Here is a 15,484-nt window from a genome sequence, read left to right as displayed (position 1 = left end):
TTCCCTCTCAAAGACAGGTCAGGCAGCCAGCATCGGGTCGAGCTTGCCGGCTCGGTCCAGTGCATGGATATCGTCGCAGCCGCCGACATGCTCGCCGTTGATGAAGATCTGCGGAAAGGTCGAAGCGCCGTTCGCCTTGGCGATCATCTCCTGCCGCATGTCAGGCGAATAGGTCGCATTGTGCTCGACGTAGTCGACACCCTTGGATTCGAGTAGGGATTTCGCACGGGCGCAATAGCCGCAGAACTCACGCGTATAAATAACGACGGATGCCATGATCCACTCCGGAAAACTGACGTTAATCGTCATATAAGATGGCCGACGACCCTTGCAAAGGTCAAAACCGTGACATCGGCAGCACCGGCTTTCTTCAGGGCGCGCGTGGCCGCGGCAACCGTCGCACCCGTGGTATAGACGTCATCGACCAACACGATGCGCCGGCCGAAAACATCCGCGGCCCGCTGCTCGGAAAGCGCGAACGCCCCACGCACGTTGTCCTGCCGCGCCTTGGCGCCGAGACCGACCTGCCGGCTCGTGCGCTTGATGCGCAGGAGCGTCGCGGCGAGCAGCGGCTTGCCCGAAAGGCGGGCGATGTGGCGGGCGAGTTCGGCCGCCTGGTTATACTTGCGCGAAAACAGCCGCGCCCGGTGCAGCGGCACCGGAATGATTGCATCGCAGGCTGCGACCATGCCGTCGCTGGCACGCAGCATCCAGCCGGCCATCATCGGCGCCAGGTCGGTGCGATCGCGATATTTCAGGCTGAGGACGAGATCCCGCACGATACCGTCGTGAATGGCGGCCGAACGCAAACGGTCGAAAACGGGCGGATCAGCGATCGCTTCGGCACACAGAATGCCGGCGCCGAGATCATGGGAAAACGGGCTTCCCAGAACCTCGCAATAGGGCCGCTCGATGAACCGAATGCCAGACCAGCATGTCGGGCAAAGCCCCCGATGCGCTCCGACCGAAACCCCGCAGCCCGGGCAGGCCGGCGGATAGACGAGATCGGCGAGCGCGACCCAGGGCCTTTTCAGCCCGGCACCCAGCATAGACAAGCTGATTTCGCGTCCCATCATCCCCATATGATTGAGACTAGCAATTCCAGGAAAAGTGTATAGCGGTTTTCCGTCCGGAATTGCGTGAGAGTAAAAGGCTGGAGAATAGTTCAGCGCTTCTCGCAACGCTGAACGGCTCTAGCTTTTTCCCGCAGGCTTTGCGAAGGGAAAACGCGCGTGCCCGCCACGCCTCGCTGAATTGATGAGATAGCAGGAAACCGTCATGGAAATCGTGTTCGACCAATCGCTGCTTTCAGCCCGCAAGCGCCGGGCGCTGAGACAAGGCGATCCCAAAGCGGCCTTCCTGCTCGATATTGCCGCCGGCGAGCTGGCCGAACGGCTTGGCGTCACCGAACGCCATTTCGATGAGGCGGTCGAGCTGCATGGCGCGACGGGCATCGCCGCGCGTCTGGCTCTGGCAACCGGCAAGATCGGCCACTTGAAAAGGGTCGAAAGCGAGATGGGCTTTGCCGCCCCCGGCGAGACCCTTATCGCAGCGTCGCCGGAGGAGCTGCCGCTGCAGGCGGAATCGGTCAATCTCGTGCTCTCGCCGCTCAGCCTGCATGTCACCAACGACACGCCCGGCCTCTTCATCCAGATCCGTCGCGCGCTCAAGGCCGACGGCCTCTTCCTCGCGGCAATTCCCGGCTCCGGAACCCTGCAGGAACTGCGCGATGTGCTGCTCGCAACGGAAATCGAGCTGACCGGCGGCGCCAGCCCGCGCGTCATCCCCTTTGCCGACGTGCGCGATGTCGGCGGCCTCCTGCAACGCGCGGGCTTTACCCTGCCCGTCATCGATGCCGAAACCTATACGGTACGCTATGACAATCTGTTTGCCCTGATGCGCGACCTGCGCGCCATGGGCATGGCCAATCCGCTCGTCGACCGTAGCCGCAAGCCGCTGACGCGTGCCTTCTTCCTGCGCGCGGCGGAACTTTATGCCGAACGCTATTCCGATCCGGACGGACGGATCAGGGCGACATTCTCGATCATCTACGTATCTGGCTGGACGCCGCACGAAAGCCAGCAAAAACCATTGCAGCCGGGTTCGGCCAAGGCGCGGCTCGCCGATGCGCTCAAGGTCGAAGAGCACAAGCTGAAGCAATAGAGCACTTCCGGGAAAAGTGCGCGGCGGTTTTGCGCCCAACATTGCGTAGAGGCAAGGAAATGGAACGGACAAGTCCGGTCCGCTCCATCGACCAGGTCAATTCTGCGCGGGCGAATTCTGGATCGTGTTGGTCAGCGCGTTGAACGTGCCCGTCAGGCTGCCGCCGAAGGCGCCGAGGCCGCTGATGATCGCAGCCGACATCAAGGCGGCGATGAGACCGTATTCGATGACCGTGGCACCGGTCTTGTCATTGAAAAAACGCCGTACGGAACGCATACGCTCAAAGCTCCTAGCCCCAGCATTGGACATCAACATCTCGTGAATCCGATGCTCGTCATGGCATCCGGTAGGCTATGCTCATGCACTACTGGCAGCCACTGTCAGCGCCATAACCCTGAACGATGCAGACCGAACCCGGCTCATCATGCTGCAGCACGCTACGACGGATCGTATACCGCTTGCCGTTTTCGGTCTGCGGGATCGACCCGGTAGTCATATTGTCAATATCAGGCGCACTTGCAAGCACGCGAGACTTCGATTTGTCGGAGAGCATCGGCGTGAGAATAAGCGAAAGCGCGACCGCCGCCGTGCCGAACAGCAAAGCGATATTCAACGCGCCCGTCCTGCGCGACGTGGAATAGGACTGCTCTTTTTCTTGAACAGCTTTCCAGAAATCGTCGTCCATTATGTCAAGCCTTCTTTAACGCACCCAACAACCCGCTTGATTGAGAGCATTGAATGCCAGAAGGTCATAAACGATCCCTTAATATCCACATGCAAATTAATGAGACGTAAAATTCCGGGACAGTGCGTGATTCGGACTATCGGACTGATTTCAAATGGCTAATTCTCGTTAACCATACTTGCCATGTGTCGTCGTTGGACGCACCGATCGGATACGGCAAGATTTACAAAAATCCGTTTTCGTCGCCGCACATCAAAACTCGCCTCCAAAGCGCAGCCATAAGAAAGAGTCCTGACGGATTTGCAATTTAAAATTGCATATACTATATCCATAGATCAGCGGACCTAATGAACTCCAATTTCGCGAGACGACATGGCAACACTTCTGAAGATAGCCGGCAGCTTTATCATCGCTGTAGGTTTGCTCATTCTCGTCGTTGTTATCGTGGTCGGCCGCAACAACCCGTTGATCTCCGACTTTCCGCCTGTATTCGGTATTATCTTGGCTGGAGCCTTGATCAGTGCCTTCGGCTTGATGCTTCAGCATCTGGAAACAATGACCAGAAACTCGGCCAGACAGACCGAGTTGCTGACCGAGCTGGTCCGAAAAATCGCGAAGTCGGAGCACACGCCTAGAGCCTCGGAGGCGAACAGCCTCGATCAGCTCACCAAGTCGAACTTCCGATTTAAAGATATCTGAGACGAGACGCGCCCCGACAAGGAGCGTAGTCGTCAGCAGCTGGAACGACTGCTGGCGCTAAAGCAAATCCTGCAGGAACGGGATCAGCGGCTCGTCGGCCGGCGGCATCGGGTAGTCGCGCAGCGCCTGCGGCCGCACCCATTTGATCGCCTGCCCTTCCCGACCATGCGGGATTCCTTCATAGCGCCGGCAGATATAAAGCGGCATCAGCAGATGGAAGGTTTCATAAGTATGGCTGGCAAAGGTCAGCGGCGCGAGACAGGCGACCTTCGTCTGGATGCCGAGCTCTTCCTCAAGCTCGCGCACCAATGTCTCCTCCGGCGTTTCGCCAGCTTCGACTTTGCCGCCGGGAAATTCCCAGAGGCCGGCAAGCGACTTGCCTTCAGGCCGTTGCGCCAGAAGAATGCGGCCATCGGCATCGATCAGCGCGCAGGCTGCGACGAGGACGATCTTGCGGCCAGCTTCGCTCATGCAGCCCCCGGCGGCTGCCAATAGCAATAGCGATACGCCTCGCGGAAGCCGAAACGGGCATAAAGCGTCAGAGCGGGCGCATTGGTGGCATTGACCTGGAGCCAGGCCATCTTGGCGCTGCGCATCCGCGCCCAGCGCAATGCCGAGGTCAAGATTTCCGCACCCAACCCTTTGCGCCGATGCTGCGCCGAAACCGCAACCGACATCACCCCGGCAAGATCATTGTCCTGAACGCATAGCGTCGTCGCCACAGGCCCGGCATCGTCATTCTCGATCACGAAGAGACCGGAGGGTGGCTTGATGCTGCTGACCACTTCGGCCAGTGCCGGCTTCAAAGCCGGATCGGCCCCTTCGACGACAAGGCTGGCATCCACAAAGCGGCCGACATCATGGCTCGGCAGGTGATCCAGCATATCCGGCAACTCAAGATCGATGAGATCGGCGGTCATGACGATCGTCTCGTCGAAGCACGTCCAGCCGCGCTCGCGCAGAAGATCGATGAGCTTCCGCGAGGCGAGCGGCGTCTCGCGCACCACCATCGGCCTGCCATAGGCCTCGAACTTGCGCTGCGCCTTCGTCAGGCGGATTTCGAGATCGCGATGATCGGAGGGATCGAGCGGCACGACCGAATTCAGCCGCTTCGACGGATGACCCGCCGTTAGCCGGATCTGCCAGCTGCCATCATATTGCACCGACGAGGCGGGCCAGGCCCGGAAGCCAACGGCTTCGAGCCTGCGCACTAGGGGCAGCTTGTTTATCGTGGACTGCGCATGCATCAGTTGGATATCAGCTCCGATAGTCGCCATTGATGGCAACATATTCCTTGGTGAGGTCACAGGTCCATACCGTTGCACGGCCTTGGCCAAGGCCGAGATCGACCTTCACCGGAATATCCTGCCGTTTCATCACGTTCGAGGCGGCGTCCTCCGAATAGGAGGCGTCGCGCTCGCCGTTGACGGCAACGCGGACATCGCCGAACCAGATGGCGAGCTTGTCGCGATCGGCCATTTCGCCGGCCTTGCCGACTGCCATCACCACACGGCCCCAATTGGCGTCTTCGCCCGCCGCCGCAGTCTTCACCAGCGGCGAATTGGCGATCGAAAGCGCGATGCGCTTGGCAGCCGCGTCGCTTTCGGCACCGGTGACGGTGATTTCGAGCATCTTGGTGGCGCCTTCGCCGTCGCGAACGACCTGAATGGCGAGATCCTTCAGCAGCTCGTTAAGTGCTGCGCGGAAAGCGGCAAGCTTCGGATCGTCGGCGCGATCGATATGCGCTTGCCCGTCAGCAGCAGCGGCGCCGGTGGCAAACAGCATCAGTGTGTCCGAGGTCGACGTGTCGCTATCGACAGTCATCGAATTGAAGCTCGGGCCGACGCCTTCGGAAAGCAGCGACTGCAGAGCGGCAGACGAGATATCGGCATCGGTGACGACGAAGGAAAGCATCGTCGCCATGTCGGGTGCGATCATGCCCGCACCCTTGGCAATGCCGTTGATGGTAACCTTGACGCCGCCAATCTCGGCGGTGCGGGTCGCGACCTTCGGATAGGTATCCGTGGTCATGATCGCCTTGGCGGCTTCGAACCAGAAATCGTTGACGGCATCCTTGGCCATCGTGTCGAGCACGCCGGCAAACTTGGTGGCATCGAGCGGCTCGCCGATGACGCCGGTCGAGGCGAGATAGACTTCATTCTCACCACAGCCAACGGCCGCAGCCGCCGACTTGGCGGTCAGTTCCGTCGCCTGACGGCCCTTCAAGCCGGTGAAGGCATTGGCGTTGCCGGAATTGACGACGACGGCGCGCGCACTGCCATGCGCCAGATTCTGACGGCAAAAGTCGACGGGAGCCGAAGGGCACTTCGAACGCGTGAAGACGCCGGCAACGGCCGCCGGCTTGTCGAAGACCATCAGCAGGACGTCGGTCCGGTTCTTGTACTTGATGCCGGCGGATGCCGTGGTCATACGCACGCCGCGCAAAGCCGGCATGGAGACGAAAGATTTGGGAGCGAGCGGAGAGACGGAACCGGACATGAGACCCACCTAGACGAGCATGATGCCGAAAAGCGTAGGCGGCTTTCGGCATCATGCTCTGCTTCTTTGATTCTGGAGCGGATTCAGATTTTAGGTCGATACGACCTAAAATCATCCGGCTCCAGTGAAAGGCCCGGAAAACCCGGGCCCTGATGATTCTGCTTGCGACTTCTTACTGCTGCGGCTGAGCGTCGGGCGCTGCCGCACCATCGGCAGGAGCGATGGCGTCATCGGCCGGTGCCGCGTCCTGCTGCTTCTGCGCATCGTCGTAGGCCTTGCTGAGCGCCGGGTCGTTGATGACGACCTTGGTGTCCGTCTTGGCCTTGTTCAGGAGCTCAAGATACTTGTCGCGCATGACGAGCTGACGAACCTGGTCCTTGACCTGGTCGAACGGCGGAGGAGGAGCATTGCGCTTGTCTTCGACCTTGATGACGTGCCAGCCGAAATCGGTCTTGACCGGCGTCTTGGTGTAGGTGCCGACCGGAAGCGCGAAAGCCGCGTCTTCGAATTCCTTGACCATGCGGCCATGGCCGAAATAGCCGAGATCGCCGCCGTCCGCCTTGTTCGGGTCGGTCGACTTTTCCTTGGCGAGTGCGGCGAAATCCTTGCCCGCATCGAGTTCCTTGATAACAGCCTTGGCTTCGTCCTCGGTCTTTACCAGGATGTGGCGAGCGTGAACCTCTTCCTGCTTCGGAAGCGCTGCGACTTCCTTGTCGTAGCGGGCCTTGACCTCGTCATCCGTGATCTTGTCGGCAACGTGAGCCTTGAAGAAGGCGTTGTGCAGCTCGCGGTCACGCAGATAGGCCATGTGAGCCTGGAAATCCGGCGTCTGGTCGAGCTTCTCGGCGGCGGCCTGCTGCGACAGCAGCTTCACGTCGATCGATGCGGAAAGTGCCGCCACCTTCTTCTGGTCGTCCGGAAGCTGGCCGAGCTGCGGATCGAGATTGGCGATCGCCAGATCGAGTTCGGATTGATGGATTTCGACATCGCCGACCTTGGCGACGACGGGGTCCTTGGCATCGGCCGCGAAGACCGGAGCCTGGAAGGTAACGATTGTTGCGAAAGCAACCGCAGCAAGTTTGTTATACTTCAACATAAAATAACCCTTCGGTGGTCTCGACCGGCTCGAAGACGTGAATCCGGCGTAAAAAAGCCTTCAGCAGGAGAATGTGGCCTTTGTGTATCGGCCAAATCCCGTTGACATCAATCGACCCCCCTCTTATCTGTCACGCAACCTCGCGTCCAGAACAGTTTCCGGCCGTTTTGTGCTATACTCCCGTTTTTTTGGGAATGGATAAGGCAGGAAACGGCAGGATGAAATCTCAGAAAGGACCAGTCACATGGTCAGCCTAGGTGGAATTGCCCGCAAGTTGTTCGGCTCGTCCAACGACCGCCGGGTCAAATCGTTCCAGCCGCAAGTAGCCGCAATCAACGCGCTCGAGCAAGAGATGCGCGCGCTGTCCGATGAAGCCCTGGCCGCCAAGACGGTTGAGTTCCGCCAGCAGCTCGCCGACGGCAAGACGCTGGACGATCTTCTTGTGCCAGCCTTTGCGGTCGCCCGTGAAGCGTCGCGCCGCGTTCTCGGCATGCGACCTTTTGACGTGCAGCTCGTCGGCGGCATGATCCTTCATTCCAACGCCATCGCTGAAATGAAGACCGGCGAAGGCAAGACCCTCGTCGCAACGCTGCCGGTCTATCTGAACGCGCTGGCCGGCAAGGGCGTGCATGTCGTCACGGTCAACGACTACCTGGCGCAGCGCGACAGCGGTACCATGGGCCGCCTGTACAGCTTCCTCGGCCTGACGACGGGTGTCATTATCCACGGACTGTCGGACGAACAGCGGCACGACGCCTATGCCTGCGACATCACCTACGGCACCAACAACGAACTTGGCTTCGACTACCTGCGCGACAACATGAAATATGAACGCGCCCAGATGGTTCAGCGCGGCCACAGTTTCGCGATCGTCGATGAAGTGGACTCGATCCTCGTCGACGAAGCGCGCACGCCGCTGATCATCTCCGGTCCGCTCGACGACCGTTCCGATCTCTATATCACCATCGACGCCTTCATTCCCCGCCTGGCGAAGGAAGACTACGAAATCGATGAAAAGCAGCGCTCGGCCAACTTCTCCGAAGAGGGCACCGAGAAGCTGGAAAACATGCTGAACGAAGCCGGCCTGTTGAAGGGTGAATCGCTTTACGACATCGAGAACGTCGCGATCGTCCACCACGTCAACAACGCATTGAAGGCTCACAAACTCTTCCAGCGCGACAAGGACTATATCGTCCGCAACGACGAAGTCGTCATCATCGACGAATTTACCGGCCGCATGATGCCGGGCCGCCGCTATTCGGACGGCCAGCACCAGGCGCTTGAAGCCAAGGAACGGGTGCAGATCCAGCCGGAAAACCAGACCCTGGCGCAGATCACCTTCCAGAACTATTTCCGCATGTACGAGAAGCTCGCGGGCATGACCGGTACGGCATCGACGGAAGCGGAAGAATTCGGCAACATCTACGGCCTCGACGTGATCGAAGTGCCGACCAACCTGCCGATCCAGCGTATCGACGAGGACGACGAGGTCTATCGTACGCATGCCGAGAAGTATAACGCCATCATCACCGAGATTCTCGACGCGCACAAGCGCGGCCAGCCCGTGCTGGTCGGCACGACGTCGATCGAGAAGTCCGAACTTCTCGCCGATCTCATGCGCAAGCGGGGCTTCACCAATTTCCAGGTTCTGAACGCCCGCTACCACGAGCAGGAAGCCTACATCGTCGCCCAGGCCGGCGTTCCCGGCGCCGTGACGATCGCCACCAACATGGCTGGCCGCGGTACCGACATCCAGCTCGGCGGCAACCTCGAAATGCGCGTCGAACGCGATCTGCACGAAGTCGAGCCCGGTACGGAGCGCGACGCTGCGATCGCCCGCATCGCCGAGGAGATCAAGCAGCTCAAGCAGCAATCGATCACCGCCGGCGGACTTTACGTCATCGCATCCGAGCGCCACGAAAGCCGCCGTATCGACAACCAGCTGCGCGGCCGTTCAGGCCGCCAGGGCGACCCCGGCCGCTCGAAATTCTATCTGTCGCTCCAGGACGACCTGATGCGTATCTTCGGCTCAGACCGCATGGACGGCATGCTGCAGAAGCTTGGCCTCAAGGAAGGCGAGGCCATCGTCCATCCCTGGATCAACAAGGCGGTGGAACGTGCGCAGAAGAAGGTCGAAGCCCGCAACTTCGACATCCGCAAGAACGTTCTGAAATATGACGACGTGCTGAATGATCAGCGCAAGGTCATCTTCGACCAGCGCGTCGAGCTGATGGAATCAAAGGACCTCTCCGAATTCGTCGGCGATATGCGCCACGACGTCATCGAGGATCTCGTCACCAAGCATATCCCCGAACGCGCCTATGCCGAACAATGGGATGCCGACGGCCTGAAGACTGGTGTCGCCAACTACTTCGATCTCGACATGCCGGTGCATGACTGGGTCAAGGAAGAAGGCATCGCCGAAGACGACATCCGCGCCCGCCTGATGGAAGCGGCCGAAAAGGCAGCAGCCGAGAAGGCCGAGCGTTTCGGCCCCGAGATCATGACCTATGTCGAGCGCTCCATCGTGCTGCAGACGCTGGACAATCTCTGGCGCGAGCACATCGTCAACCTCGACCACCTGCGTTCGGTCATCGGCTTCCGCGGCTACGCCCAGCGCGATCCGCTGCAGGAATACAAGGCCGAGGCTTTCGAGCTGTTCCAGTCGCTGCTGAACAATCTTCGCCAGGCCGTCACCGCCCAGCTCTCGCGCGTCGAACTCGTGCAGCAGCCGGTCGAGCCTGAAACGCCGCCGATGCAGGGCCGTCATATCGACGCCACCACGGGTCAAGACGAATTCGCGCCTCTCAACATTGCCGGAGAAAGCTTCGTGTCCCCGGAAAGCCGCGACCCGCGCAACCCGGCCACCTGGGGCCGCATCGGCCGCAACGAGGCTTGCCCCTGCGGCTCGGGCAAGAAGTACAAGCACTGCCACGGCGCCTTCGAAAGCAGCGAAGTCGTCTAAGCCTCGCAAGTCGATAGCACGATGAACAAGATGCCGCCGTTTGGCGGCATTTTTTGTCTGTAGGAGCCTAGAACGCCGCCCGATGTGGATATCGATGGAAACTCCGGACACACTCAGACGGCGGTATGCGGATCTTCGCTGTAGAGATGGATCGGGTGGCCAGGCCCGATGACGTCAAGCACGCGATCGAACCAAGCGGTGACCGCCGGATAATCGGCAAGAGCAAAGCCGCAATCCGCCGCTCCATGGGCGTAGGCGTAAACGGCGATATCCGCGATCGAAAACTCCTCGCCGACGAGGAACGGCGTGTTCTTCAACCCGCGCTCCAGCGCGGCAAGGGCACGAAGACCGGCCGCGCGCTTGGCTTCGGCCATGACGGCATTGAGCCCGAGCCGCCCCGTCAGCGTCCAGAAGCGCAGCGTGCCGATGATGGGCTCGACATGATACTGCTCGAAGAACAACCACTGCATGACCTTGGCGCGGCGATAGCGATCCGTCGGAAGAAACCGCGTGCCTTCGGCGACATAGGCGAGGATTGCGTTGGATTCGGCGATAGTGCGTCCATCCTCCAATTCGAGGACAGGGATTCCGCCTGCCGGATTGAGATCGAGAAAGGCATCCGTGCGCCCCTCGCCTTCGAAGATGGACACCAGGCGGGTCCGGTACGGAATATCAAGCAACCCGAACAGAACCCTGGCCTTCCAGCCGTTCTGTGACGGCAGATAATCGTAAAGCGTGAGCATGAAACCCTCCTCCGGCAGCCGATCTACCCTACAAGCCAGCCCGGTATCCGCCACCCGTTTCCTGCATTCGTTCTTCGCCCGGAATGGCCGCGAGCCCGTCGCACCCAGTGGTTGCTTTTGCGCCGCTTCAACGGACAACCGGTCGCATCCGTAACCCACACTTTTAGGTATCGAAAGAACCGATTCTTAACTCTCCTCTGCCAAGACTATCGCAAGGTTGGGATCATACTTAAAGTATTGCGTATCGATCATGGCGGTCTTTCAAACAGCGGAGAAAATGTTGCCGTCCGCATTGCGGGCCACGCTATCGCCATATCTGCGCAAGATCGGCACCCTTCTTACCGGTCAGGACGAGAAAGCTGCCTCACAGCGCATGGCGCTCACGGCCTTCATGATCCGCGTCGCAGGCGCTGCTCTCGCCTTTCTCTCGCAGATCATCCTTGCCCGCCTGATAGGTCGGTTCGATTACGGCGTCTTCGTTTTCGTCTGGGTGCTGATGATCCTCTTCGGCAATCTCGCCTGCCTCGGCTTCCCGACCGCCATCATCCGCTTCCTGCCGCAGTATGACGCCAGCGGCAATCATGATGCCATTCGCGGCTTGAACGCCACGGCGCGCCTGTTCGTGGTTGCCGTCTCGGGCACATTGGCGCTGATCGGAGCACTGCTGCTCTTCATCTTCCGCGACATGGTCGAGCACTATTATGTCATGCCGATCTTCCTTGGCCTAATTGCGGTGCCGATGATTTCGCTGGGGGATGTTCTGGACGGCACGGCTCGCGCCAAGCACTGGCCGATCATGGCCTTGAGCCCGACCTTCCTGATCCGCCCGACGCTGATATTGCTCTTCATGGTGGCTGCAATCCTCGCCGGCGCACCGCGCGATGCCGTCACAGCCATGGCCTCGGCCCTCGCCGGCGCCTTCACCAGCGTCCTGCTGCAATATCTCGCGGTGACGCTCCGCCTGCGCCGCCATTATCCGAGCGGCCCGAAAGCTATCGAATTCAACGCCTGGACGGCCGTTGCCCTGCCGATCTTCCTGGTCGAAGGCGTGGGTTATCTGCTCACCAATTCGGACGTCGTCGTCGTCGGCATTTTCCTCGATCCGGATGAGGTCGCCGTCTATTTCGCCGCCGCCAAGACGATGGCTCTGGTGCTCTTCGTCTCCTTCGCCGTGAGGGCAGCCATCGGCCCGCGCTTCGCCGCCATCCTGGCGGAAGGCGATCGAAGCAAGCTCGCAGCCTTTGCGACCGAAGCGACACGCTGGTCCTTCTTTCCGGCGCTTGCCCTCGGCCTCGTGTTGCTGGCGGCGGGGCAACTTCTGCTCTCGTTGTTCGGCGCGGCCTTCGTCGAGGGCCAGATCGTGATGGCGATCCTGCTTGCCGGTATTCTTGCAAGAGCGCTGGTCGGTCCCGCCGAAGTGCTCCTGACCATGGCGGACAAGCAGATGCTCTGCGTCTATCTCTACGCGGCTACCCTCGTCGTCAATATCGGCCTGAACGTCGCCCTCATTCCGCATCTCGGCATCGAAGGAGCGGCCATTGCCGGCGCAACCGCCATGGCGATCGAGGCCCTGCTCCTGCACATCGCCGTCCGCCGAGCGCTCGGCATCACTCTATTCGCCCTTATGCGACGCCCGGCGGCGCCCGCGGCAACGAGGGCCTTCTGATCATGGCACGTCCTCCCTACACCGAAACCACCGACAGCCAAGTGAACGCCCTGACGCATACGCTCGCGGCGCTGCACTTCGAAACGCCCAAAGCCGAAGCCCGGGTCGAGGTCGGCCGCACCGGCCGCGAACTCTGCCTCTATCCCGGCAAGCTTGGCTATGAGCTGCAGGACGAGCTGGACTTCCTGTCCAATCGCGCCATGGAGCCGAATGTCTTCTTTTCCGGCCGCTTCCTGGCGCCCGCCATGCCTCGGCTCGAGGATCGCCAGGTGCGTCTGGCGCTGATGCGCGACATCAACAGCACCCGCAGCCGCATGCGCCTGCTGATGCCCTTCACCGTCGACAAGCCGGGCTTTGCGATCGGCCCTTCGATCATCCGCGTCTGGTCGAACTCCTTCGGCCCGCTCGGCACGCCGCTGCTCGACGCCGAGGATGCCGGCGAAACGCTCGACAATCTCTTCGAAGCGCTCTCCCGACCGGAACTGCACCTGCCGACCACGCTCGTGCTGCCGGACGTCCGCCTCAACGGCCATTTCGTTCAGATGGCCAAGGTCATCGCCATCGGGCGGAACCTGCCGATTGCCGTCGCCAACCCGTTCCAGCGCCCGATGCTTCAGAGCAACGACGACGCGCTGACCTATCTCAAGCGGACGATCTCCAACGCGCACTTGCGCGAAATGCGCCGGCAATGGCGGCTGCTGGAAAGCCAGGGCGAGGTGACTTACAGCGTCGCGCGTCAGCCTCGCGATGTTCACATGCGCATGGAAGAATTCCTGGCGCTGGAAGCAAGCGGCTGGAAGGGCAAGAAGCGTTCGGCGCTCGTCACCGATCGCCATCATGCCGCCTTCGCCCGTGAGGCGATTTCCAACCTTGCAGCCATCGACGCGGTGCGTATCCACTCCATCGATGTCAACGGCAAGGTCATCGCCTCGATGATCGTGCTTGTCATGGGTGGCGAGGCCTATACCTGGAAAACGGCCTATGACGAAGCCTATGCCCGCTATTCGCCGGGCAAGCTGCTGATGGGCGAACTGACGGAATGGCATCTCGACGACGCCAACGTCGTCCGCTCCGATTCCTGCGCCGTGCCGGATCATCCGATCATGAGCCGTTTCTGGCATGAACGCGAGGATATGGGCACGCTCATCATCGGCCTGACGCCGAACGGCGACCGCGACGTCCGCCAGGTGACCACGCAGCTGCACATGTATCGCAGCACCCGCAACATGGCGAAGCTGCTGCGCGAAAAGATCCTGTCGCTTACGAAGCGCTAGACCCTAGACCCTCGGCAATCGCCCGTTCACGCAGCAGGCGGCGGATCACCTTGCCCGAGGTCGTCAGCGGCAACGCATCGACGAATTCGATCTCGCGCGGATATTCGTGCATGGAAAGCCGGGTCTTCACCCATTCGCGGATTTCGACGGCCAATGCTTCGCTCGGGTCACGACCGGGCACCAGCACGACATAGGCCTTGACGATTTCCGTCCTGATCGCATCCGGCTTGCCCACCGCCGCGGCCAGCTGCACCGCGGGATGGCCGCCGAGGCAATCCTCGATCTCGCTCGGGCCGATGCGATAGCCCGACGAGGTGATGACGTCGTCGTCGCGGCCGACAAAGGAAATATAGCCATCCGCATCCTGCCGGCCGATATCGCCGGTCAGCAGCCAGTCATTGGCAAATTTTGCTTCGGTCGCCGCCTCGTTCTGCCAATAGCCGAGAAACATCACCGGGTCGGGCCGCTTGATTGCGATCTGCCCGCTCTCGCCCACAGGAACCTCGACACCATCGGCATCGACGATCGCGACCTGATGACCCGGCACCGGCTTGCCCGTCGCGCCGCCGCGACTGACGCCAAAGGCGGCGCTGGAGGAGAGCACGAAATTGCACTCCGTCTGGCCGAAGAATTCGTTGACGCTGACGCCAAGCGCCGACCGCGCCCATTCGAAAGTCTCGCGGCCGAGCGCCTCGCCGGCCGAACCGATCGTGCGGAGCTTGAGGTCATAGCGCGCCCGCGGATTGTCGACGGCCTTCAACAGCCGCAGCGCCGTCGGCGGGATGAAGGCATTGCGCACCTCCATTTCGGCCATGATGCGGAAGGCCGTGTGCGGATCGAACTTCTGCGCTGGAGACGACACGACGGGAACACCGAGCATCAGGCTCGGCAGCAGCGCATTGAGAAGGCCGCCCGCCCAGGCCCAGTCCGACGGCGTCCAGAGCCGGTCGCCGGCCTGCGGAAAGCCTTCATGGGCAAACTGCATGCCAGGAATATGGCCCGGCAGGACGCGGTGGCCGTGCAACGCGCCCTTGGGCGGCCCGGTAGTGCCCGAAGTGAAGATCATCAAAGCCGGATCGTCCGGACCGGTCTCCGCCACTTCAAACAGCGGCGGATGCGCCACCACCAGATCGGCAAAGCCGGCGACGCCCTCTTCCGCGCCGTCGATGCTGATCACCTGCGTCAGCTCGGGCAGTCGGTCCCTGATCGGGCGCAGCCGCTCGAGGCCGAACCGGTTGGTGACGATTCCCGACGCTCCCGACGCCTGCAGTCGGTATTCGAGCGCCTCGGCACCGAACAGCAATGCCAGCGGCAGCGCGATCGCTCCCATCTTGTAGATCGCCACATGCGCCACGACAGTCTCGAAGCTCTGCGGCAGCAACAACGCCACCCGATCTCCGCGACGCACGCCGAGAGCGACAAGCGCATTGGCAAGAGAAGCGGAACGATCCCGCAACTCGCCATAGGTCATGGAAAAGTGATTGCCGTCGGGATTGAAGTGCTGGAGGCAGACCCGATCGGGCTCGCGCTCGGTCCAGGCATCGCAAACAGCATGTCCTATGTTGAATTTCGCCGGAATCTCCCAACGAAAGTCGCGATAGAGGGCTTCATAAGTATCACGCGGGGGCAATTTCATGCAGAATTCCAAAAATTGTGCGGTGCAGCTAACACCTGTCGCCCCTGGGGTTCAAGGA

The 15,484-nt window shown here is 61.0% G+C and carries 15 protein-coding genes; 5 read left to right on the top strand and 10 right to left on the bottom strand.

Annotated elements, in window-relative coordinates; translation table 11 throughout:
- Window positions 1-18: 18 nt before the first annotated feature.
- Both grxC and ACIQWP_RS30100 read right to left on the bottom strand, forming a co-directional pair.
- Window positions 19-276 carry a glutaredoxin 3 gene (grxC, locus tag ACIQWP_RS30105; RefSeq protein ID WP_075857084.1) on the bottom strand — a complete coding sequence of 86 codons (258 nt, stop codon included), beginning with the start codon at window positions 274-276 and terminating at the stop codon, window positions 19-21.
- A 29-nt stretch (window positions 277-305) separates the two neighbouring features.
- Entirely contained in the window at window positions 306-1,082 is a 777-nt protein-coding gene (locus ACIQWP_RS30100; protein ID WP_402795711.1) for a ComF family protein, read from the bottom strand.
- A gap of 196 nt (window positions 1,083-1,278) precedes the next feature.
- Here ACIQWP_RS30100 and ACIQWP_RS30095 point away from each other — a divergent pair, with 196 nt between their 5' ends.
- Complete coding sequence (locus ACIQWP_RS30095) at window positions 1,279-2,163, top strand: class I SAM-dependent methyltransferase (protein ID WP_402795708.1); 885 nt, start codon at window positions 1,279-1,281, stop codon at window positions 2,161-2,163.
- Window positions 2,164-2,259: 96 nt separating this feature from the next.
- Here ACIQWP_RS30095 and ACIQWP_RS30090 read toward each other — a convergent pair whose 3' ends face one another.
- Window positions 2,260-2,439: a Flp family type IVb pilin gene (locus tag ACIQWP_RS30090; protein WP_402795705.1), complete on the bottom strand. Its 180-nt coding sequence runs from the start codon at window positions 2,437-2,439 to the stop codon at window positions 2,260-2,262.
- Window positions 2,440-2,527: 88 nt separating this feature from the next.
- The gene (locus ACIQWP_RS30085) at window positions 2,528-2,848 is read right to left on the bottom strand and encodes a hypothetical protein (protein ID WP_402795703.1); all 321 of its coding nucleotides are present in this window, start codon (window positions 2,846-2,848) and stop codon (window positions 2,528-2,530) included.
- 372 nt (window positions 2,849-3,220) lie between these two features.
- Between ACIQWP_RS30085 and ACIQWP_RS30080 the strand changes: the two genes are divergently transcribed.
- On the top strand, window positions 3,221-3,547 hold the full coding sequence (locus ACIQWP_RS30080; protein ID WP_402795701.1) for a hypothetical protein: 327 nt from the start codon (window positions 3,221-3,223) through the stop codon (window positions 3,545-3,547).
- A gap of 57 nt (window positions 3,548-3,604) precedes the next feature.
- On the opposite strand, the gene mutT is transcribed toward ACIQWP_RS30080, so the two are convergent.
- From mutT to ACIQWP_RS30060, 4 genes are all read right to left on the bottom strand, one after another.
- Window positions 3,605-4,018, bottom strand: coding sequence for an 8-oxo-dGTP diphosphatase MutT (gene mutT, locus ACIQWP_RS30075; protein WP_402795699.1), 414 nt, complete (start codon window positions 4,016-4,018; stop codon window positions 3,605-3,607).
- Window positions 4,015-4,824 (bottom strand): GNAT family N-acetyltransferase, encoded by an 810-nt coding sequence (locus tag ACIQWP_RS30070; RefSeq protein ID WP_402795696.1) that lies wholly within the window; start codon window positions 4,822-4,824, stop codon window positions 4,015-4,017. The genes mutT and ACIQWP_RS30070 overlap by 4 nt, the downstream gene beginning before the upstream one ends.
- Window positions 4,805-6,046 carry a bifunctional glutamate N-acetyltransferase/amino-acid acetyltransferase ArgJ gene (argJ, locus tag ACIQWP_RS30065; RefSeq protein ID WP_402795693.1) on the bottom strand — a complete coding sequence of 414 codons (1,242 nt, stop codon included), beginning with the start codon at window positions 6,044-6,046 and terminating at the stop codon, window positions 4,805-4,807. Before argJ ends, ACIQWP_RS30070 begins: the two co-directional genes overlap by 20 nt.
- Before the next feature lie 172 nt (window positions 6,047-6,218).
- Window positions 6,219-7,142 (bottom strand): peptidylprolyl isomerase, encoded by a 924-nt coding sequence (locus ACIQWP_RS30060; RefSeq protein ID WP_402795690.1) that lies wholly within the window; start codon window positions 7,140-7,142, stop codon window positions 6,219-6,221.
- Window positions 7,143-7,386: 244 nt separating this feature from the next.
- Here ACIQWP_RS30060 and secA point away from each other — a divergent pair, with 244 nt between their 5' ends.
- Window positions 7,387-10,107 (top strand): preprotein translocase subunit SecA, encoded by a 2,721-nt coding sequence (secA, locus tag ACIQWP_RS30055; RefSeq protein WP_402795688.1) that lies wholly within the window; start codon window positions 7,387-7,389, stop codon window positions 10,105-10,107.
- Window positions 10,108-10,220: 113 nt separating this feature from the next.
- On the opposite strand, the gene ACIQWP_RS30050 is transcribed toward secA, so the two are convergent.
- The gene (locus tag ACIQWP_RS30050) at window positions 10,221-10,850 is read right to left on the bottom strand and encodes a glutathione S-transferase family protein (RefSeq protein ID WP_402795685.1); all 630 of its coding nucleotides are present in this window, start codon (window positions 10,848-10,850) and stop codon (window positions 10,221-10,223) included.
- A 250-nt stretch (window positions 10,851-11,100) separates the two neighbouring features.
- Between ACIQWP_RS30050 and ACIQWP_RS30045 the strand changes: the two genes are divergently transcribed.
- Together ACIQWP_RS30045 and ACIQWP_RS30040 are read left to right on the top strand one after the other, a co-directional pair.
- Window positions 11,101-12,516 carry a polysaccharide biosynthesis C-terminal domain-containing protein gene (locus tag ACIQWP_RS30045; RefSeq protein WP_402795682.1) on the top strand — a complete coding sequence of 472 codons (1,416 nt, stop codon included), beginning with the start codon at window positions 11,101-11,103 and terminating at the stop codon, window positions 12,514-12,516.
- 2 nt (window positions 12,517-12,518) lie between these two features.
- On the top strand, window positions 12,519-13,790 hold the full coding sequence (locus ACIQWP_RS30040; protein ID WP_402795680.1) for a GNAT family N-acetyltransferase: 1,272 nt from the start codon (window positions 12,519-12,521) through the stop codon (window positions 13,788-13,790).
- Here the strand turns inward: ACIQWP_RS30040 and ACIQWP_RS30035 are convergent.
- On the bottom strand, window positions 13,777-15,426 hold the full coding sequence (locus tag ACIQWP_RS30035; RefSeq protein WP_402795677.1) for an AMP-binding protein: 1,650 nt from the start codon (window positions 15,424-15,426) through the stop codon (window positions 13,777-13,779). The two genes, ACIQWP_RS30040 and ACIQWP_RS30035, sit on opposite strands and share 14 nt — an antisense overlap.
- Window positions 15,427-15,484: the final 58 nt, after the last annotated feature.

The organism is Rhizobium sp. NPDC090279 (assembly GCF_044769665.1).
Taxonomy (GTDB): domain Bacteria; phylum Pseudomonadota; class Alphaproteobacteria; order Rhizobiales; family Rhizobiaceae; genus Rhizobium.
This window is presented reverse-complemented; position numbering and strand designations above follow the sequence as displayed.